This window comes from Mariniluteicoccus flavus, assembly GCF_054776655.1.
Genome location: NZ_BAAHBN010000001.1, coordinates 556,547 through 575,961, shown reverse-complemented (window position 1 = coordinate 575,961; position 19,415 = coordinate 556,547). Strand labels below are relative to the sequence as shown.

Annotated in this window: 15 protein-coding genes; 7 read left to right on the top strand and 8 right to left on the bottom strand. The window is 69.8% G+C overall.

The genetic code is table 11. The features are described 5' to 3' along the window. Window positions 1-46: 46 nt before the first annotated feature. The 3 genes from ACYVAG_RS02875 to ACYVAG_RS02865 all read right to left on the bottom strand — a co-directional run bounded on the left by ACYVAG_RS02875 (window position 47) and on the right by ACYVAG_RS02865 (window position 3,138). Complete coding sequence (locus ACYVAG_RS02875; RefSeq protein ID WP_460766216.1) at window positions 47-1,666, bottom strand: solute symporter family protein; 1,620 nt, start codon at window positions 1,664-1,666, stop codon at window positions 47-49. Continuing rightward, window positions 1,663-2,127, bottom strand: coding sequence for a DUF485 domain-containing protein (locus tag ACYVAG_RS02870; RefSeq protein WP_460766214.1), 465 nt, complete (start codon window positions 2,125-2,127; stop codon window positions 1,663-1,665). Before ACYVAG_RS02870 ends, ACYVAG_RS02875 begins: the two co-directional genes overlap by 4 nt. A 114-nt stretch (window positions 2,128-2,241) precedes the next feature. Further along, entirely contained in the window at window positions 2,242-3,138 is an 897-nt protein-coding gene (locus ACYVAG_RS02865) for a formyltetrahydrofolate deformylase (protein ID WP_460766211.1), read from the bottom strand. 60 nt (window positions 3,139-3,198) lie between these two features. On the opposite strand from ACYVAG_RS02865, the gene ACYVAG_RS02860 reads away from it, so the two are divergent. Together ACYVAG_RS02860 and ACYVAG_RS02855 are read left to right on the top strand one after the other, a co-directional pair. Beyond that, complete coding sequence (locus tag ACYVAG_RS02860) at window positions 3,199-4,002, top strand: hypothetical protein (RefSeq protein WP_460766208.1); 804 nt, start codon at window positions 3,199-3,201, stop codon at window positions 4,000-4,002. A 49-nt stretch (window positions 4,003-4,051) separates the two neighbouring features. After that, window positions 4,052-4,819 carry a hypothetical protein gene (locus ACYVAG_RS02855; RefSeq protein ID WP_460766205.1) on the top strand — a complete coding sequence of 256 codons (768 nt, stop codon included), beginning with the start codon at window positions 4,052-4,054 and terminating at the stop codon, window positions 4,817-4,819. A gap of 53 nt (window positions 4,820-4,872) precedes the next feature. On the opposite strand, the gene ACYVAG_RS02850 is transcribed toward ACYVAG_RS02855, so the two are convergent. From ACYVAG_RS02850 to ACYVAG_RS02835, 4 genes are all read right to left on the bottom strand, one after another. Next, window positions 4,873-5,472 carry a hypothetical protein gene (locus tag ACYVAG_RS02850; RefSeq protein WP_460766203.1) on the bottom strand — a complete coding sequence of 200 codons (600 nt, stop codon included), beginning with the start codon at window positions 5,470-5,472 and terminating at the stop codon, window positions 4,873-4,875. A 73-nt stretch (window positions 5,473-5,545) separates the two neighbouring features. Beyond that, the gene (locus ACYVAG_RS02845) at window positions 5,546-6,859 is read right to left on the bottom strand and encodes a UDP-glucose dehydrogenase family protein (protein ID WP_460766201.1); all 1,314 of its coding nucleotides are present in this window, start codon (window positions 6,857-6,859) and stop codon (window positions 5,546-5,548) included. A gap of 103 nt (window positions 6,860-6,962) precedes the next feature. Further along, window positions 6,963-8,105 (bottom strand): GNAT family N-acetyltransferase, encoded by a 1,143-nt coding sequence (locus tag ACYVAG_RS02840; RefSeq protein ID WP_460766198.1) that lies wholly within the window; start codon window positions 8,103-8,105, stop codon window positions 6,963-6,965. 106 nt (window positions 8,106-8,211) lie between these two features. Then, window positions 8,212-8,775, bottom strand: a complete 564-nt coding sequence (locus ACYVAG_RS02835) for a YceI family protein (RefSeq protein WP_460766195.1) — start codon at window positions 8,773-8,775, stop codon at window positions 8,212-8,214. 149 nt (window positions 8,776-8,924) lie between these two features. Here ACYVAG_RS02835 and ACYVAG_RS02830 point away from each other — a divergent pair, with 149 nt between their 5' ends. Genes ACYVAG_RS02830 through ACYVAG_RS02820 form a run of 3 tightly spaced genes read left to right on the top strand, consistent with a single transcriptional unit; the run spans window position 8,925 to window position 12,591 of the window. Further along, on the top strand, window positions 8,925-10,289 hold the full coding sequence (locus ACYVAG_RS02830) for a hemolysin family protein (RefSeq protein ID WP_460766192.1): 1,365 nt from the start codon (window positions 8,925-8,927) through the stop codon (window positions 10,287-10,289). Between the two features lie 12 nt (window positions 10,290-10,301). Then, window positions 10,302-11,312: a tryptophan--tRNA ligase gene (trpS, locus tag ACYVAG_RS02825; protein ID WP_460766189.1), complete on the top strand. Its 1,011-nt coding sequence runs from the start codon at window positions 10,302-10,304 to the stop codon at window positions 11,310-11,312. 40 nt (window positions 11,313-11,352) lie between these two features. Next, entirely contained in the window at window positions 11,353-12,591 is a 1,239-nt protein-coding gene (locus ACYVAG_RS02820) for a phosphotransferase (RefSeq protein ID WP_460766186.1), read from the top strand. A gap of 522 nt (window positions 12,592-13,113) precedes the next feature. Here ACYVAG_RS02820 and ACYVAG_RS02815 read toward each other — a convergent pair. Continuing rightward, the gene (locus ACYVAG_RS02815) at window positions 13,114-16,347 is read right to left on the bottom strand and encodes an ExeM/NucH family extracellular endonuclease (protein WP_460766184.1); all 3,234 of its coding nucleotides are present in this window, start codon (window positions 16,345-16,347) and stop codon (window positions 13,114-13,116) included. A gap of 230 nt (window positions 16,348-16,577) precedes the next feature. Between ACYVAG_RS02815 and ACYVAG_RS02810 the strand changes: the two genes are divergently transcribed. After that, window positions 16,578-18,158 carry an acyl-CoA mutase large subunit family protein gene (locus ACYVAG_RS02810; protein WP_460766182.1) on the top strand — a complete coding sequence of 527 codons (1,581 nt, stop codon included), beginning with the start codon at window positions 16,578-16,580 and terminating at the stop codon, window positions 18,156-18,158. Continuing rightward, entirely contained in the window at window positions 18,148-19,371 is a 1,224-nt protein-coding gene (locus ACYVAG_RS02805) for an amidohydrolase (RefSeq protein ID WP_460766179.1), read from the top strand. The genes ACYVAG_RS02810 and ACYVAG_RS02805 overlap by 11 nt, the downstream gene beginning before the upstream one ends. The last annotated feature ends 44 nt before the right edge of the window (window positions 19,372-19,415 follow it).

The following is a 19,415-nucleotide window of genomic DNA, read 5'->3' as shown; positions in this document are numbered from 1 at the left end:
TGCAGGTCACCGGTACGCCGGGCCGCGGCCCCGCAGGCGGTGGGCCTCAGTGGGAGATGGCCTCGCCGGCACCGGCGCCGGTGAGGGATCGGACCTCCATCTCGGTCGACACGGCGGTGTTGTCCTCCTTGCTGAGCACCGAGCCGAGCCAGCCGAGGAAGAACCCGATCGGCACCGACACCAGGGCAGGGTTGTCGAGCGGGAACCAGGCGAAGTTCGCCGTCGGGATCATCGCGCTCTTGTTGCCCGAGACGGCCGGGGAGAAGATGATCAGGCCGATCGCCGAGATGAGGCCGCCGTAGATCGACCACACCGAACCCTGGGTCTTGAATCCCTTCCAGTACAACGAATAGAGGATCGACGGCAGGTTCGCCGAGGCTGCCACCGCGAACGCCAGCGACACGAGGAAGGCGATGTTCTGCGACTTCGCCGCGATGCCGCCGACGATCGACAGGGCGCCGATGACGAGCACCGTGTAGCGGGCGACCTTCACCTCCTTCACCGGGTCGGCCTGCCCGTTCATGATCACGCTGTTGTAGATGTCGTGGGCGAACGACGCCGACGCGGTGATGGTGAGGCCGGCCACGACCGCGAGGATCGTCGCGAACGCGACGCCCGCGATGATCGCCAGCAGGATCGAGCCGCCGAGCGCGAAGGCCAGGGCCGGGGCGGCGGCGTTCGCAGCACCCGGCATCAGGGCGATCTTTTCCTTGCCGACGAGCGCCGCGGCGCCGTAGCCGAGGATCATGGTCATCAGATAGAAGGCGCCGATCAGCCCGATGGCCCACGTCACGGAGCGGCGCGCCTCGCGGGCGGTCGGCACCGTGTAGAAGCGCATCAGCACGTGGGGCAGGCCCGCGGCGCCGAGCACCAGCGCGATCGACAGCGAGATGAAGCCGATCTTGTTCGTGCCGTAGCGGCCCATCGGCTGGATCAGGCCCTCGCCCGACCCCGCCTTCAGCGTGTTCACGTGGTCGATGGCCGACTGGATCATGGTCGACAGGTTGAACCCGAACCGGGCCATCACCCAGATCGACATGATGAGGACCCCGCCCACCAGGAGGATGGCCTTGATCATCTGCACCCAGGTGGTGCCCTTCATGCCGCCGATGAGGACGTACGCGATCATCAGCACGCCCACGATGGCGATCACGACGTTCTGGGCGGCCTCGCCCTTGACGCCCAGCAGGAGGGCCACGAGTCCGCCGGCGCCGGCCATCTGGGCCAGCAGGTAGAAGAACGACACGAGGAGTGTCGAGATGGCCGCGGCCATGCGTACGGGCTTCTGCTTCATGCGGAACGACAGCACGTCGGCCATGGTGTATTTGCCGGTGTTGCGCAGCGGCTCGGCGACGAGCAGGAGCGCCACGAGCCACGCGACGAGGAAGCCGATCGAATAGAGCAGGCCGTCGTAGCCGTAGAAGGCGACGGCGCCGGCGATGCCGAGGAACGACGCGGCCGACAGGTAGTCGCCCGCGATGGCCAGCCCGTTCTGGCGGCCGTCGAACTGGGCGCCGCCGGTGTAGAAGTCGCCCGAGTCGGCCTTCTTCTTGCGGCCGCCCTGGGAGACGCTGATGACGATGGCCAGCGTCGCCACGACGAAGATCGCGAAGATCGCGATGTTGAAGATCGGGTTGCCGAGCTCGCCGGCGAGCGGAGTGATCATCGGGGCTCCTCCAGTTGGGCCTTCAGGCGCTCGGCGATCGGGTCGAGGTTCTTGTTGGCGTGGCGGATGTAGAGCCACGTCAGCAGGAACGTGGTCACGAACTGGCCGACGCCGAGCAGGAGCCCGATCGTGATGGCGGAGCCGCCGAGGCGCGTGGACATGAACTTCTCGGCGTAGGTCGACAGGAGGACGTAGGCGAAATACCAGACCAGGAAGAAGGCCGTCATCGGGAACGCGAAGCCGCGGAACTTCTTCCTCAGCGCGATGAAGTCGTCGGACTGGGCGACCTCGGCGAACTCCTCGCGCGTCGGGTCATAGCGGTGGCTGCCCTCCGAGAGGGCGGGCAGGGGGTTGTGTCGCTCGGGGAGGTGGCGCTCCGCGTCATATTCGTGATCGCGGAACGGCTCCCCGCCGGGGGGCGTGGCCCCCGTGGGCCGGTTCGGCCCGGTGGGTGTGGACATGGCGCTCCTTTGCGTCGATGCTGGGGAAACCCTCGCACCGTGGAGCGCCGGCCGTCTCGGGATCGGCCGAAATCGTGACGTTACTGGTCAGTAGTGTCCGTGGGCCGGTCGGGCTCAGCGGAAGATGATCGTCCGGTGGCCGTCGAGGAGCACGCGGTGTTCGGCGAACAGCTTCACGGCGGCCGTGAGCGTACGCGACTCCTCGTCCTGGCCGATCGCCATCAGCTCGGTGGGCGCCTTCGTGTGGTCGACCCGCACGACGTTCTGCTCGATGATCGGACCCTCGTCGAGGTCGCTGGTGACGAAGTGGGCGGTGGCGCCGATGAGCTTGACCCCGCGCGCGTGGGCCTGCCGGTAGGGGTTGGCGCCCTTGAAGCCCGGCAGGAACGAGTGATGGATGTTGATCGCCCGGCCGGCCAGGAACTCGCACAGCTCCGGCGACAGGATCTGCATGTAGCGCGCCAGCACCACCAGTTCGATGTCGTGCTCCTCCACGACCTCGCGTACGCGGTCCTCGAACTGCGACTTCGTCTCGGGAAGCACCGCGTGGCTCTCGAACGGGACGCCGTAGAAGTCGGCCAGTCCGTGGAGGTCGGGATGGTTCGCCATGACCAGCGGCACATCGACCGGCAGCCAGCCCGACCGCTGACGACCGAGGAGGTCGTTGAGGCAGTGGGAGGACTTCGAACCCAGCACCAGGGTGCGGATGCGGCGACCCACGACATCGAGGTGCCACTCGGCGCCGAGGTCGTCGACCACGGGGGTGAGTGCGGACCTGAGGTCGGCCCAGCCTGCCTCCGCCTCCACCTGGATGCGCATGAAGAACCGGCCGGTGTCGGCCGAGGAGAACTGCTGGGACTCCGTGATGTTGCCGCCCGCGGCGACGATGGCCCCCGAGACCGCGTGGACGATGCCGGGCCGGTCGTCGCACGACAGGGTCACGACCCAGTGGCGCCTGGAGGAGGGCTCGCTCGACTCGGTCGGGTCGGTGGTCGCACGGGGTTCGGTCACGCCGCAGGAGTTTACCGCGCGGGCGGTCGGAACGGGCCGCCGGTGTGGTGGACTGGCCGCATGACGCAACCGCCACAGAACTGGGGGCCGGGGCCTGGAGGACGGGGTCCGCAGGGGCCCGCGTACGGGCCGGGGCCGCAGGGGCCCGCGTACGGGCCGGGTCCGCAGGGGCCCGCGTACGGGCCGGGTCCGCAGGGGCCCGCGTACGGGCCGGGTCCGCAGGGGCCCGCGTACGGACCGGGGCCGGCGCCGAGGAAGAAGTCGAAGCTGCCGCTCGTGCTGGGGATCGTCGGGGGCGTCCTCCTGCTGCTCATCGGGGGTGGGGTGGCCGTCGGCATGCTGTTGTCACGGGCGCCGAACCTGGCGAAGGACCGGACGATCATGATCTTCGAGGAGCCCGGGGTCCGGGTCGGATCGGGGACACTGACGCGGGCCAAGAAATCCACGTCGACGGCGTTCGGCACGTCCGACGACTGCTCGAAGAAACTCACCGCCGCGACGGCGGGGTCCGACTCGATCGTGAACGTCGGTCCCAACGCGGGGGCCTCCGCGATCGCGGCCCGCACCGAGACGGCGGAGGGAACGGACCGGGTGTTCGCCGCGCTCGCGGGCGAGATGAAGGACTGTCGCGCGCCGAGATATTCGGTGACGTCGAAGGGGGCCGTTGCGGGCGTCGCCAACGGGGTCCGCTATCAACGCTTCGTGGTCGAGGAGACCTCGGGATCGAGACCGCGGGTGACCGACCTGCAGCTCATGAAATATGGCAACACCTGGAGTGTCGTCCTGACCCCCCAGGCGTCGGGCGCCGACCCCTCCGACATCGCGAAGTCGTACGCCGCCCGGGTGAAGGCTGCGGCGAAGTAGCCCTTGGCGTCGTTACCGTGGTGCGAGCCCAAACCACGAAGGAGATCCCATGATCCGCTCCCGCTTCGCTGCGACCACCGCACTCGGTGCCGTCACCGTCCTGGCCCTCTCGGCGTGCAGCGCCGGCACGGCCACGAAGTCGGAGACCCAGGCGCCCGCCTCCGCGCCCGCGTCGTCGAGGGCCACGTCCGGGGCGCCGGCCTCGTCGGCCCCTGCCTCGTCCGCGCCGGCATCGTCGGCTCCCGCATCGCAGGGCGGCGGCGGTTCCAAGCCCTCCACCCCGGCGACGCAGCTCGCGATCACGGGCAACGTGGCTGGCCTGGACTTCCAGCCTGTCGATGACGCGGCCAAGCAGCAGGCGACCGGCATCCAGCAGATGGCCAAGAACGCGAAGATCGAGCCCGCGTCGTGCCAGAAGGTGCTCCAGATGAGCCAGGCCACCGACCCCAAGGCCACGGGCATGTCGATGGCCATGAACGGTCAGACGGGATATGTCGCGGGCGTTGCACCGTCCACGGTGTCGCTCAAGGAGATGAAGGCGCTGTATCAGGCCTGCCCGAAGATGACCATGGAGTTCCAGGGCCAGAAGATTCCCATGGAGATCAAGGTCAGCGACGTGTCCGCGCCCGGGGCCACCGAGGCCCTCATGATGACCCAGACCTTGGAGGTCATGGGACAGAAGGCGACCAACGTCGCCATCAGCGGGTCGGCCCGAGGCCTGCTCGTGACCGCGATGGGTTCGGGCGCCGCGGTCGAACCGGCCAAGGTGACCGAGATCTTCAAGGCCCAGGCCGCCAAGGTGGCCAGCGCGACGTGACCGGGTGCCCGTGTGGGTGATCTGAGGGGGATCCCGGGACGTCGAGCGAGGGCTCAGACTCCCGGGATCTTCGCTTCCCCGGCCTTCGCACCGAGTTCGTCGAGCACGGTCAGCACCACGTCGCGCTGCTCCACGTCGAAGACCACGAACCCTCGCAGGGTCTGGCCGGCCTGCAGCGTCTGATGGGCCAGGGTCGGCTCGTTGCCGTCGCGGCCGAAGGTGGGGTCGACGGTCGCACCGCCGGGCACCACGGCCTTGATGTTCAGGGGCAACACCTCGACCACCCCCGTGGTGGCGATGATCTCCACGTCGAGCACCAGATAGCGCTGGCTCGGAGGGACCGAGTTCTCGCCGAACTTCGTGCGCTGCCAGGAGTAGGTCACGACCCGCAGCAGTCCTTCGCCCTGGGGGGTGCGATAACGGATCTCCGGCCCGGGCGCCGTGCGTCGCTCCTCGGTCGGCGTGGGCGACGGTGTCGGCGTACGCAACTTCGCGGTGGGGGCCGCGGCCGGAGGAATGCCGGTGGCGGTCGCCAGCGAGGTGGGGCGCCCCGCCACGGTGACGCCGTCGCCACACCCCGTGAGGGCAAGCGCGCCGGCGCAGGCGAGCGCGAGGCCGGCGACAGCGGCAGGGGTGCGAGGCGCGGAAGTCATCACAGCAGTTGTATCAACTCGGGTGCGGGGCGTCGGTTCGGCGCGCCCGGCGGGTTCCTGTCGACCCTCGGCATCACAGGGTCGCGGCGCGTCCCATCTGGACGACCTTCCACCCGGCGCGGACCCAGGTCGGGCGGTGGAGCTTGAGCCGGCCGTCGATCAGCACCTTGTTCTTCACCAGGTCGGAGAAGTCGGCGGGTTCGAGGTGGCGGAACTCGGGCCACTCGGTGAGGTGCAGCACGATCTCGGCGTCGCGCAGGGCGTCCTCGATCGTCGCCGCCTGGGTCATGTCCGCGCGAGTGACACGGGCCTGGGGGTCATAGACGTGGACGTCGGCACCCTTCTCGGCCAGGAAGTGGGCCACGTCGAGGGCGGGGGAGTTGCGGGTGTCGTCGGTGCCCGGCTTGAAGGCGGCGCCGAGGATGGCGATCTTGCGGCCGCGTACATCTCCTCCGAGCTGGTTGACGGCGAGCTCGGCGACCTCGGTGCGCTGGCCGGCGTTGATGGCCTCCACGGACGCGATGAGCCCGGACAGGACGCCGACCTCGAGCTCGTCGGCGCGCGTTGCGAGCGCGCGGATGTCCTTCGGCAGGCAGCCGCCCCCGAAGCCCAGTCCGGCGTTGAGGAACTCGCGGCCGATGCGCTTGTCGTGGCCGATGGCGTCGGCCAGCACCGTCACGTCGCCGCCGGCGGCCTGACACATCTGGGCCATGGCGTTGATGAAGGAGATCTTGGTGGCGAGGAAGGCGTTCGCGGCGGTCTTCACCAGTTCGGCGGTCGCGAGGTCGCACTCGATGACCGGCGTGTTCTCCGAGATGGGAATGGCATAGCAGTGGCGCATCGCGTCGAGCGCTTCAGGGCTCTGCACCCCCAGGACGATGCGGTCGGGGCGCAGCGTGTCCTCGACCGCGTACGCCTCCCTCAGGAACTCGGGGTTCCAGACGATCTCGGCCCTGCGGCCGACGGGTGCGGTCTCGGTGAGGCGCTGCTGCAGCTGGGCTGCGGTGCCGACGGGGACGGTGGACTTGCCGGCGATCACGCAGGGTTTCGTGAGCAGGGGCGCGAGCGTGTCGATGGCCCCGCGCACCTGGGACAGGTCAGCCGCGCCCGACTCGGACTGGGGGGTCCCGACACACAGGAAGTGGATGTCGGCCCAGTCGGCGATCTCGCGGTAGTCGGTGGTGAACCGCAGGCGGCCCGAGCGCGTGTGGCGCTCGAGCAGGGGCTCGAGGCCTTCCTCGAAGATCGTGGATCGGCCGGCGTTCAGGGTGTCGACCCGGTCCTGGACGACGTCGACGCCGATGACGTGATGGCCGAACTCGGCCATCCCGGCGGCGTGGGCCGCGCCCAGGTAGTTGGTCCCGATGACCGCGATGTTCAGAGGCACAAGGGGATCATGGCACAGGCTGTGTGAACGTTCGGTTGCGTGAGGTGAACGGACGGAGGGAGTGGGCGATGCGCCGGACATGCGTGAGGGGCGCGGGGGCACCTCACCGCAGGCGCACGTGTCCGACCAGGTCGGCGTACGCGCCGTCGCGCAGACGCTGCGCGCGCGGGACGACCCCGGTCTCGGTGAATCCGGTGCGCGCCGCCACCGCGCGCGACGCCACGTTCGCGGCCGCGCAGCGCAGCACCAGCGAGTCGTGGGGCCCGTGCCCGAGTGCATACGCCGCCACGGCCCCGGACGCCTCGGTCATGAGGCCGCGGCCGCGCGCGTCGGGGTGGAGCCAATAGCCGATCTCGCCCTGCCGTGACGGGGCCCGCAGCCGGGAGAGGGTCACGGCGCCGACACAGCGGTCGGGGTCGGGAGCGCTGGAGTCGGTGACGGCCCAGGTCCACTGGGTGCCGGCGTACGCGCCCTCCCGGCAGGCGTCGACGAACGCCTGCGCGTCGGAAGGGCCGTACGGGCTGGGGAGGAGGGGCAGCCAGCGCGCGCTGTCCGCGTCGCTGCAGGCCTCGACGATGCGCGGGGCATCCGCGTCGACGAACGGGCGCAGGCGTACGCGGTTGCCAGCCAGGAGCGGCTGGCGCGGTGCGGCCACCGAGACGCGTGGGTCGTCGGGCAGCAGGGAGGCCGACCAGTGGTCGCGCAGTTCGCCACGGTGGAGCCGGTCGCGACGGCGTACGCCCTCGTCGCGGAAACCGAGAGCCGCCGCGGTGTGGCGCGACGGCCAGTTGCCGACCAGTGCCGCCCACCGCATGACCTGCAGGCGCCGCACGTCGAACGCCCAGTCGATCGCGAGGCGCGCGGCGACGGTCATGATCCCGCGGCCGCGCGCGGCGGGGTGGAGGGCGAACCCGATCTCGCCGCGCAGATCGTCGGGGTGGCGGACGTCGACCTGGCCGCAGAACCGGCGTACTCCGTCGATCTCGGCCTCGATCGCCCAGGCCGACTGGGTGTCGGTGCGCCAGCAGGAGGCGACCATGTCGTGGATGTACGCGTGGGCCTCCGCCACGCCGTAGGGCTGCGGCACGGTGGTCCAGCGCACGGACTCGGAATCGATGCACTGCTCGATGAGCGCCGGGATGTCGGCGTCGGTGTGGGCGCGCAGGGTCACGCCGGTGGCGGTGTCCACCAGGGTGGGGACACAGTCGGGCCAGAGGCGTGGCGGGGGCCGGTCGTGAGCGCGCATGGTCCGCATTGTGGCGCAGAACGCGACAGGGCGCCCCCGGTTTCCCGGGGGCGCCCGGTGGCCTGCGCTGCGCACGTCCTCCGAGCGAGCGCAGCGAGTCGAGGACTCAGGCGTTCTTGATCGCCGAGATGTCGAACTCGAGGGTGATCTTGTCGGACACCAGCACGCCGCCGGTCTCGAGCGCGGCGTTGAAGTTGATGCCGAAGTCGGAGCGGTTGATCGAGGTGGAGCCCTCGACGCCGGCGCGGATGTTGCCGTAGGGGTCCTGCGCGGTGCCGGCGTACTCGAAGTCGATGGTGACGGGCTTCGTCGTGTCCTTGATGGTCAGGTCGCCGGTGACGCGGAGGGTCTCGGCGTCGGCCAGCTCGACTCGGGTCGAGCGGAACGTGATCGTCGGGAAGCGATCGGCCTCGAAGAAGTCGCTGGTGCGCAGGTGGTTGTCGCGGTCGGCGTTGCGGGTGTCGATGCTGGCGACGGCGATCGTCAGGTCGATCTGGGCGTCGGACGCGCCGGCGCCGGTCGTCGCGGTGCCCTGGAACTCGGTGAAGCCGCCGCGGACCTTGGTCACCATGGCGTGGCGGGCCACGAAGCCGATGCGGCTGTGGGTGGGGTCGATGGCCCAGGTGCCGGAGAGGTCCTGCAGGTTCTGGGTGGCGGTGTTCTCGGTCATGTGGGGTGCTCCTTCAGTCGTTGTCGTTGGCTCCAGTCTGGCACAGAAAGATTGAAGTTTCAACTAAGGCGCTGGGGACCTCCGCGTCCCACTACTCTGGGGCCCGTGAGACGCAGCGCCAAGGAGTGCCACAGACCCGTGGGTGACCGATGAACGAGATCGTCCTCAACGTCGTCCTGATCTTCGTGTTCATCCTGATCGGGGGTGTGTTCGCGGCCGCCGAGATGTCGCTGGTCTCGCTGCGGGAGAGCCAGGTGAAGCAGCTGTCCACACGCGGGTCGCGGGGCCGTACGGTCGCGAAGCTCGCCGCCGAGCCCAACACCTTCCTCTCCGCCGTGCAGATCGGCGTCACGCTGTCGGGCTTCCTGTCGGCCGCGTTCGGTGGCGCCACGCTGTCGAACGCCCTCGCCCCCCACCTGGTCGACCTCGGCCTGCCCGCGGGTGTCGCAGGCGTCGCCGCTTTGGTGCTCATCACGATCGCGATCTCCTATTTCTCGATCGTGTTGGGCGAGCTGGCCTCCAAGCGCCTCGCCATGCAGCGGGCGGAGGGCTTCGCCATGGCGCTGGCGCCCATCGTGAACTCGATCGCGATCATCGCGCGCCCCGTGATCTGGTTCCTGGGATTCTCGACCGACGTCGTCGTCCGCGTGCTCGGGGGCGACCCCAGCGCGTCGCGCGAAGAGGTCACCGACGAGGAGATCCGCGCGATGGTGTCGGGGTCACAGACCCTCGGCGAGCAGGAGCGCCAGATCGTGGACGACGTCTTCGACGCCGGCGAGCGGTCCCTGCGGGAAGTCATGATCCCGCGTACGGAGGTGGACTTCCTGCCGGGCGACATGCCGGCGTACAAGGCGGTCCGCGAGATGGCGGACAAGCCCCACTCGCGCTATCCGGTCACTCGCGACTCCGCCGACGACATCGCGGGCTTCGTGCACGTCCGCGACCTGTTCGACCCCGAGGTCGCGACCAGGTCCACCCCCGTCCTCGAGCTCGTACGCCCGGTCCTGTCGCTGCCGGAGACGGTCAAGGTGCTGGTGGCCCTGAGCGAGATGCGCCGCGAGTCGATGCACATGGCGATCGTGCGCGACGAATACGGCGGCACGGCGGGCATCGTCACGATGGAGGACCTGGTCGAGGAGCTGGTGGGCGACATCACCGACGAATACGACATCGTCGAGGAAGAGACCGTCACCCGCCTCGACCAGCGCGAGCTCGACGGCCTGGTCTCGCTGGAGGACTTCGCGGACGAGACCGGATTCGTGCTGGCCGAAGGCCCCTATGACACCTTGGCGGGCTGGTTCATGGGTCAGACCGGCCGCCTGCCGGCGCTCGGTGACGAGGTGGCGGCGGCGCTCGCGGCCGAGGAGGCGACCGACGAGGACGAGGAGCCGACCGAGTTCGTCTTCCGCGTCGTCGAGATGGACGGACGCCGGGCCTCCCGCATCCTGATGCGCCGCCCCGACGCCGCCACCGACGGGCCGATTCCGATTGGAACCGCGGACCCGACTGGGTAGAGGATGGGACCCATGACCAGCACGCCCCCCCGCGCACTCTCGCTCGCCCAGTCGACCGGTGACTCCATGCACCTCGGCAACTACCTGGGTGCCCTGCGGCAGTGGGTCGGCATGCAGGACGAGTTCGAGACGTTCTTCGGCGTCGCCAACCTCCACTCGCTCAACGAGTGGCCCGATCCGGCGGAGCTGCGGGAGCGTACGCTCCGCACCGCGGCCCAGATCATCGGCGCCGGGATCGACCCGCAGCGGTCTGTGGTCTTCGTGCAGTCGCAGGTGCGGCCCCACACCGAGCTGATGTGGGTCCTGTCGTGCCTGACGGGCTTCGGCCAGGCCTCGCGCATGACCCAGTTCAAGGACAAGGCCGCCAAGCGGGGCACGGACTCGACCAACGTCGGACTGTTCACCTATCCGATCCTGATGGCCGCGGACATCCTGCTCTACCAGGCCGACAAGGTGCCGGTGGGGGAGGACCAGCGCCAGCACCTCGAGCTCACGCGCGACCTCGCCGAACGCTTCAACCACACCTACGGCGAGACCTTCGTCGTGCCCGAGCCCCACATCCTGAAGTCGGTCGGCAAGATCCAGGACCTGCAGGACCCCCTGGCCAAGATGTCGAAGTCGTCGGTGTCGCCCAACGGCCGCATCGACCTGCTGGACGACCCCAAGGCGATCATGAAGCGGTTCAAGTCGGCGGTCACGGACTCGGGCTCGGAGGTCCGCTTCGACGTCGAGACCAAGCCGGGCGTCTCCAACCTGCTGACCATCCTGGCGGCCGTCACCGGCACGTCGATCCCCGACCTCGAGCGCGAGTTCGAGGGCAAGATGTATGGCCACCTCAAGGTGGCCGTCGGCGAGGCCGTCGTGGAAGCGCTCGCCCCGATCCGTACGCGGACGCTCGAGCTGCTCGACGACCGCGCCGAGCTCGAGCGCATCCTGGCCGACGGCAACGCACGGGCGGCGGAGGTCGCCGAGGCGACCGTGGCTGATACGTATGCAAAGATCGGCCTGCTGCGCGCCCGCTGACAGTGACCGACCACGACACCCCGCGAGGAGCTCCACGCCCGTGACGACCGCCGCCCACGACCCCGACGGGTCGCAGCTGCTCACCACCCCGGCGGTGGGCCCGTTGCTGGCCGCGGCGGTGCAGCACGCGGGCGGCACGCTGGTGTCGTGGGACCTCGACCACGTCGACGCCAACCCGAACCAGTCGACGACCGCGACGTACACCGCCGTGGTCGACTGGGCCTTCGGGCGGCGCAACGAGCTCCTCGGTGTCTCGGCCCGAGCGGGCGGCCGCGCCCCCAATGACGAGCGGGCCGAGATCTTCGCCGACGGCGACCGCGAGGCCGTCGTCTGGCTCTATCCGCGCGACCCGGACCTGCCAGGTCTGGCGCGGGCCGCGTACCCCGACTCGATGGCCGCGCTGCTCTCCGACGTGATGCAGGTCCGCATCCCGCCCGACCGTGTCCGCCTCGACATGATCGGCTACCGCCCGCGTCGCCGGGCCGTGCTGCGGGCGACGGTGAACCACATCGGGCCGCAGGGCCCCGTACGCACGGTCTTCTATGTGAAGGTTCTGCGGGAGGCGCTGTTCCGGGAGGTCAAGCTGCGCCACGACCTGCTCGGCCAGGCCGGCGTACCGGCTCCACGCGTGGCGGCGGCGACCCCCGACTGTCTCCTGGTGCTCGACGAACTGCCCGGCGTGCCCCTGTCGAAGGCGATCTTCGACGAGAAGCCGCCCTGCACGGCCGAACAGCTGATCTGGGTGCTCGACTCGATGCCGCAACAGGTCGCCGACCTGCCCCGACGCGCGCCGTGGGCCGACGCCATCCACCACTACACCGAGATGGTCGTGCAGGCGATGCCGACGCTCGAACCGCGGCTGCGCTGGCTGGCGGCCGAGATCGAGTCGGGCCTGCGCCCGATCCCGCCGGGCAACGAGCCCACCCACGGCGACTTCCACGAGGGCCAGATCCACGTCGCGGGCGGCACCATCTGCGGCATCCTCGACATCGACACCATCGGCCCCGGCAACCGCGCGGACGACCTCGCCTGCCTCGTGGCCCACCTCTCGACCGTCCAGCGCATGAACCCGCAGCAGGCGGCCCGCGTACGCCACCTCCTGTCGACCTGGGTGCCGGTGTTCGACGAGCGCGTCGACCCGACGGAGCTGCGGCTGCGGGCGGCGGCGGTCGTCATCTCGCTGGCGACGGGCCCGTACCGCAGCCAGGAACCGAACTGGCAGGCGGAGACGGTGGGCATCGTCGACGCGGCGGAGACGTTGGTTTCGCAGGTCCTGTAGGGGCGTTGCCGGCGCAAGCCCCCCCTTACCCCAACTTGTGCACACTCGCCCTCGAGTTGGGTCGACACGCCGGGTAGAAAACGCAACCTGCGCACACGAAACGATCCACGAACCCCACGAGACAAGAGTGGTACGCGGGCCCCGATCTCGTCGACTCTCAGTGAAACACCGTCACCGCACAACGCTGGTTCTTGCGCCCTCCCCGGACCTGCCGGGGACGGGTGGCCAAACGCACTCGGTTGTCCGGCGCAGCCCGCTCCTGCCGGTCGCGGCCCCTCGTCTCGTGAGGCGCGTGGGTGGGGGCGGCGGCGTGGGGTGTTCGGCGGTCGCGAGTCCGGTGAAGCGGCGTAAAGACGCCGCGAATCCCCGTGACCAAAGAACCCGCGACTCGGCGTCCCAGCCGCAAGCCGGAGTTCGCGAAGCCGAACACCCCACACCCCCGCCCCCATCCGCCCCCACCCAGACAACAAAGACAGGGCCGCCTCCCGAAGGAGACGGCCCCGTCAGCACATCAGAGAACGATCAGCGCAGACCCGCCACCGAGCTCCAGCCCAACCACTGGCGCTCGAACCCCTGCCTGCACTCCAGCGCACCACCCGGAGCGGTGTTGCAGATCTCGACGCCGGTGGGATAGCCGAAGCGACCGTTCTCCCAACCCGTGACACCCCACTCGGCGCGGATGGATCCCCAGACCGGCCAGGCGCCGGTCGCCGGGGACCAATAGATGGCGCCGCCCTGGAAGGCCTGCCAGCAGCCGCCGTCGCGGAGGCCGCACATCTCGTTGCTGACCGGATAGCCCAGGCGGCTGGTCTCCCAGCCGAGCGCGGCATACCGGGACTCGATGGCGCCCCAGACGGTGTGGGCGCCGGTGGCCGGGCTCCAATGGATCAGCCCGCCCTGGAACCGCTGGGCGCACCCGCCGTCGCGGAGACCGCAGAACTCATCGGACGTGGGGTAGCCGAGCTGGCTGTTCTCCCAGCCGTGGGCCGCGTACTGGTCGCGGATGGCGCCCCAGTTGGTGTGGGTCCCGGTCGCGGGCGACCAATAGATCGCGCCGCCCTGGAAGATCGAGACGCAGCCGCCGTCGCGGAGGCCGCAGATCTCGTCGGAGGTGGGATAGCCGAGCCGGCTGTTCTCCCAGCCCATCGAGGCCCACTTGTCGAAGATGGCGCCCTTGACCAGGTGGGGGTCGGTGGAGGCCGAGTCATAGATGGATCCGCCGGCGAAGTGCCGGAAGCAGCCGGCGTCGCGGATGCCGCAGGTCTCGTCGATCACCGGGGCGCCGACCGGGCCGGTGGCCCCGCCGAGCGAGTTCCACTTGTCGGTGATGGGCGTGGAGGCCTTCGCGAGCTTGATGCCGACGAGCGCCGGGTCGTGGTCGGAGGCCGCGTACGGCTCGGTCGTGTAGTAGTCGACGATGTTGTAGTGGCGGCGCGAATATTGCATCGCGACCGACTCGTCGCCGTTGATGTCCCACACGCCCGCGCGGTCGACGAGCGTCTTCATCGCGATGTCGTTGGCGAAGATGTGGTCGAGCGAGCCGAGGCGTCCGCCGAACTGATAGGTCGTCGCCTTCGGTTCGAACACCTTCTCGGTCTCGACATAGCCGGCGCCGGTGATGACCTCGATCGGGTCCTCCTTCGAGTAGGCGTTGAAGTCGCCCAGGAGGAAGACGGGCTGGCCGGCGAAACGCGTGTTGGCGAAGTTCACGAGCGCCTTGGCCTGCTCGACTCGCGCCGGGTTGGACAGCCCCTGGCCGGTGCCGTCGTCGTAGCCCGAGCCCTTCGACTTGAAGTGGTTCGCGATGGCGACGAACTCGGTGGTGGAGTTGGCTCCCTTGAACTTCTGGGCCAGCGGATAGCGCGCATTGGCGAACGCGCCGTCGGAGAGGATCTCTGAGGCGCCCACCGGCGTGACGGCCTTCGGGTTGTAGATGAAGGCGAGACGGATCATGTCCTCACCGGTCGGCACGGTGACCGGGCTGGGCGCGTACGCCCACGAGCCGCCCTTCGCGTTCAACTCGTCGACGAGGTGCTTCAGCGTCGCGTCGCGGTCGTGGCCGAAGGCGGCCGAGTTCTCGACCTCCATCAGGGCGACGATCTCGGCGCCCGAGGTGTTGATGGCGTTGACGATCTTGGCCTGCTGGTCGGCGAACGCCGCGGGGGTGTAGGCGCCGCGGACCTTGCAGCCGTTCGACCCCACGGGCGTCCCGTTCATGTCCGTGTAGGGCTTGCAGTTCGCCTCGTCCTGGCCGAGGTCGGTGAAGTAGTTCAGGATGTTGAACGTCGCCATCTGGACGTCGCCGCCCACGTTCGGCGGGGTGGCCTCACGGTCGTTCTCGGTGGTCAGGAAGGCCTGGTTCGTGCCGACCACGGGTGCGGTCGGCTGATAGTTCCACTGGAAGCGGAAGTCCATGATGACCGGCTTGGTGAAGCCCACCTGCGAGTCGGTACGCATCGGCGAGGCCTGCGACAGGTAGGGCAGCGGCGACTGCTTGGCCGCCGCGTTGGTCATGTAGTTCCACGACTGCCCGTCGTCGAGCGTGATGTATTTCTTCTTCTGCTCGGCCTCGAAGGCGGGGGCCTCGGCCGGGTCTACGACGTCGGTGGGCGTGTAGAGCGGCTCGGTGCCGACCGCCAGGCCGATCTGCCCGTACGTGTTCAGGTCGTAGTTGTTGGTGATCGTGTAGGGACCCTGGGGGAGCACCAGCATGCCCTCGTAGGGCTCCTTGTCGGCGTCGGTGACAGGCACCGTCGACAGCGGGGTGGCCACCGGGGCGGCGCACTCGGTGACGGCGGTGAAGGTCGGCTTCGTGAGCTGGGTCAGGCCGTTGTATTCGGCAGCGGTCGCGGTGATGTCGAAGCACTGGCCGACCTGCTGGGTCGGGGCGCCGCCGGTGTAGACGAAGATGCCGTCGGAGGCCTGGCCCGCGGTGCGCGGCTGACCGCCCGTGCCGGGGGTCTGCACATAGATGCCGTTGAACCCACCCGTCGGGTACGCCGCGGTCACGACGCCGCGCGTCGTGACGACCTGGCCGGCCAGCGGGGTGGCCGCGCCGGTGCCCTGGATCTCGGCGATGGTCTTCGGGGTGGCCGGCGCCGGCGTCGTCGGGGACGCGGTGGGCGTCGCGGTCGACGTGGGCGTGGGGGTCGGGGTCGGTGTCGTCGTCCCGGAGTTCTGCGGCGTCGGCGCGCCGACGGCGAAGTCGGCGGCGTTGTTGTCGGTGTCGGTGGTGGAGGTGCGGGAGGCCGACGTCGAGTTGGTCAACGCCGGGGTCGCCGTCCCCTCCCTCTTCGTGGCAGTGCCATATCCCACGAGGTCGACCAGCCCGGCGGCGTTCACGAGCTCGACCGAGCCGTTGGTGCCGGACATGTTGAACGTGCAGGTCGCATCCGGCGTCGGGAGCGCCGTCGAGGGCGTGGCGCCGGCGGCGCCCTGGATCAGGTAGGTGCCGCGCGCGGCGATCGAGCCGGTCAGGGTGCACGTCCCGCCCGAACCGCCGGCGGAGGAGTAGTAGGTGACCTTGTAGCCCGTCAGGTCGATGGCGCTCGACGTGGGGTTCGTGAGCTCGACGAAGTCGTTGCTGAACGTGGCGCCGGTGTTGCCGCCGCCGCCGTACACCTCGTTGATGAGCACGCCGGTGGACACGGCGTGCGCCGGCAGGGCGGGCAGCGTCGCGCCGGCGACGGCCGCGCCCAGGCCGACGGCGAGCACCGCGGCAACCTGCCGACGGCCCGCCTTGAACGGGTTGATCATGGATTCTCCCAGGGATTCTCGGTGAGGTTCGGCCGACCCGAGGTCGGCCACCTCGGCACGCTAGCCCGTTCAGGGCCTTCTCAGGAACCCCTCAGGGCGCGCCGGGGAAGAGTTCACCCAAGGGCACCGTTCGTTCACCTCACGCGGCGCCGGGCGGGCAGTTTTCGTGACCGCGTCGGAGTGGGGGATACCCCGCACGTGGCCCGCGTCACGCGAGTAGGGTCGGGGCCATGAGCGGACAGACTGAGACCGGTACCGAGTTCAAGTCGGTGTATGACGCCGACTCCCTGCAGGGATTCGACGCCTCGGAGAAGCTGGGCCAGCCCGGCTCCTACCCCTACACCCGCGGCGTCTATCCGACGATGTACACCTCTCGTCCGTGGACGATGCGTCAGTACGCCGGGTTCGGCACCGCGGTCGAGTCGAACGCGCGCTACAAGGAGCTGATCGCCAACGGCACCATGGGCCTGTCGGTCGCCTTCGACCTCCCGACCCAGATGGGCTACGACTCCGACGATCCGATGGCCTCGGGAGAGGTCGGCAAGGTCGGTGTCGCCATCGACTCGATCGAGGACATGCGCATCCTCTTCGACGGCATCCCCCTCGACCAGGTGTCGACGTCGATGACCATCAACGCGCCCGCCGCCGTCCTCCTGCTGCTCTATCAGCTGGTCGCCGAGGAGAAGGGCATCTCCGCCGACAAGCTCACCGGCACGATCCAGAACGACGTGCTGAAGGAATACATCGCGCGCGGCACCTACATCTTCCCGCCGGCCCCGTCGCTGCGCCTGATCTCCGACATCTTCGGCTACTGCAAGGACAACATCCCGCGCTGGAACACGATCTCGATCTCGGGTTACCACATGGCCGAGGCCGGGGCGACGCCCGCCGAGGAGATCGCCTTCACCATTGCCGACGGCATCGCGTACGTCGAGGCCGCGATCGCCGCCGGCCTGAACGTCGACGACTTCGCCCCCCGCCTGTCGTTCTTCTTCGTCTCGCGCACCACGATCATCGAGGAGGTCGCGAAGTTCCGCGCCGCCCGCCGCATCTGGGCCAAGATCATGAAGGAGCGCTTCGGCGCGCAGAACCCCAAGTCGTTGATGCTCCGCTTCCACACCCAGACCGCGGGCGTCCAACTCACCGCCCAGCAGCCCGAGGTCAACATGGTGCGCGTCGCCGTGCAGGCCCTCGCCGCAGCCATGGGCGGCACCCAGTCGCTCCACACCAACTCGTTCGACGAGGCCATCGCCCTGCCCACCCAGAAGTCGGCCCGCCTGGCCCTGCGTACGCAGCAGGTCATCGCCTACGAGTCCGACGTGTGCAAGACCGTCGACCCCTTCGCGGGGTCCTATGTCGTCGAATCGCTCACCGACGACGTCGAGGCGGAGGCGCTGAAGCTCATCGAGCGCGTCGACGACCTCGGCGGTGCGGTGAAGGCCATCGAACAGGGGTTCCAGAAGAACGAGATCGAGCGCTCGGCGTACGCGATCGCCCAGCAGATCGACTCGGCCGAGCGCATCGTCGTCGGGGTGAACCGCTTCCAGCTCGACGAGGAGGAGCACTACGACCCGCTGAAGGTCGATCCGGCGATCGGCGACCAGCAGGCCGAGCGGCTGCGTACGCTGCGGGAGACCCGCGACAACGCCGCCGTCGATGCCGCGATCGCGAAGATCAAGGCTGCGGCCCAGGGCGACGAGAACCTCCTGCTTCCCATGAAGGAGGCGCTGAAGGCGAAGGCAACGATCGGCGAGGTCTGCAACGCCCTGCGTGACGTGTGGGGGGTGTACGAGCCCAACGATGCGTTCTGATCCCGACACGACCCACGACGGGATCGGCGCTCAGGGCTCGGTCGCCGACGCGATCGCGGCCGAGGCCGCGCGGTTGACGCCGCGCCTGGTCGAGCTGCGGCGCGACCTCCATCGCCACGCCGAGACCAGCCGGAACGAGTTCCGGACCACCCAACGCATCCGCGACCTCTTGGAGGGCCTCGGCCTCGAGCCGCAGGCTCTTGGGGTGCCCACCGGGTGCTACGTGGACATCGTCCCCGAGGCGTACGCGGGCGAGCTCGTCGGCCTGCGCGCCGACATCGACGCCCTCCCGCTCGACGACCCCAAGGACGTCCCCTATCGCTCGGTCAGCCCCGGCGCGACCCACGCGTGTGGTCACGACGTCCACACCACGGTCCTGCTCGGCGCTGCCGCCGTGCTCAGCCGCCTGCGCCGTGCCGGCCGGCTGACGCGCGGCGCGCGGCTGTTCTTCCAGCCGTCGGAGGAGTCGAGCCCCGGCGGGGCGCTCGACATCATCGCGGCAGGGGGGCTCGACGGCGTGCGCGAGGCGTACGCGCTCCACTGCGACCCCGGCACCACGGTGGGCCGGGTGGCCGTCCGCACCGGACCCATCACGTCGGCGTGCGACCAGTTCAGCGTGCGGTTCACGGGTCCCGGCGGCCACACGTCGCGGCCCCACCTGTCGGCCGATCTCGTCGGGGCGATGGGCGCGGTGATCACCCAGCTGCCGTTGCTCCTGTCGAGGCGGATCGACCCGCGCGGGGGAGCGTCGCTCATCTGGGGGCGCGCCCATGCGGGGAACGCCCCCAACGCGATCCCGGCGTCCGGGGTGCTCGAGGGCACTCTCCGCTGTCTGGACGTCGACGCGTGGCGTGAGGCGCGGGAGGTCATCGCCCCCCTGGTGGCCGAGGTCGCCCGACCCTTCGGTGTCGACGTGGCCGTCGAGCGCGCGACAGGCATCCCGCCGACGGTCAACCATCCCGCCGGGGCGGCCCGGGTCACGGCCGTGGTGGCCCAGCTCCTCGGCCCCGACGCCGTCGGCGAGACCGGCCAGTCGCTCGGCGGCGAGGACTTCGGTGAGTTCCTCCAGCGGGTCCCCGGCGCCATGGCGCGCCTCGGCGTACGCCCGGTCGGACAGGAGGCCGCCGGCGACCTGCACCGTCCCGAGTTCGACGTCGACGAAGGGTGCCTCCCCGTCGGCGTCCAGGTGATGGCGGGATTGGCGGCCCTCTAGCCACGCGGCTTCGTTGTAGACTGCGCGGCGCACACGACCGCCTC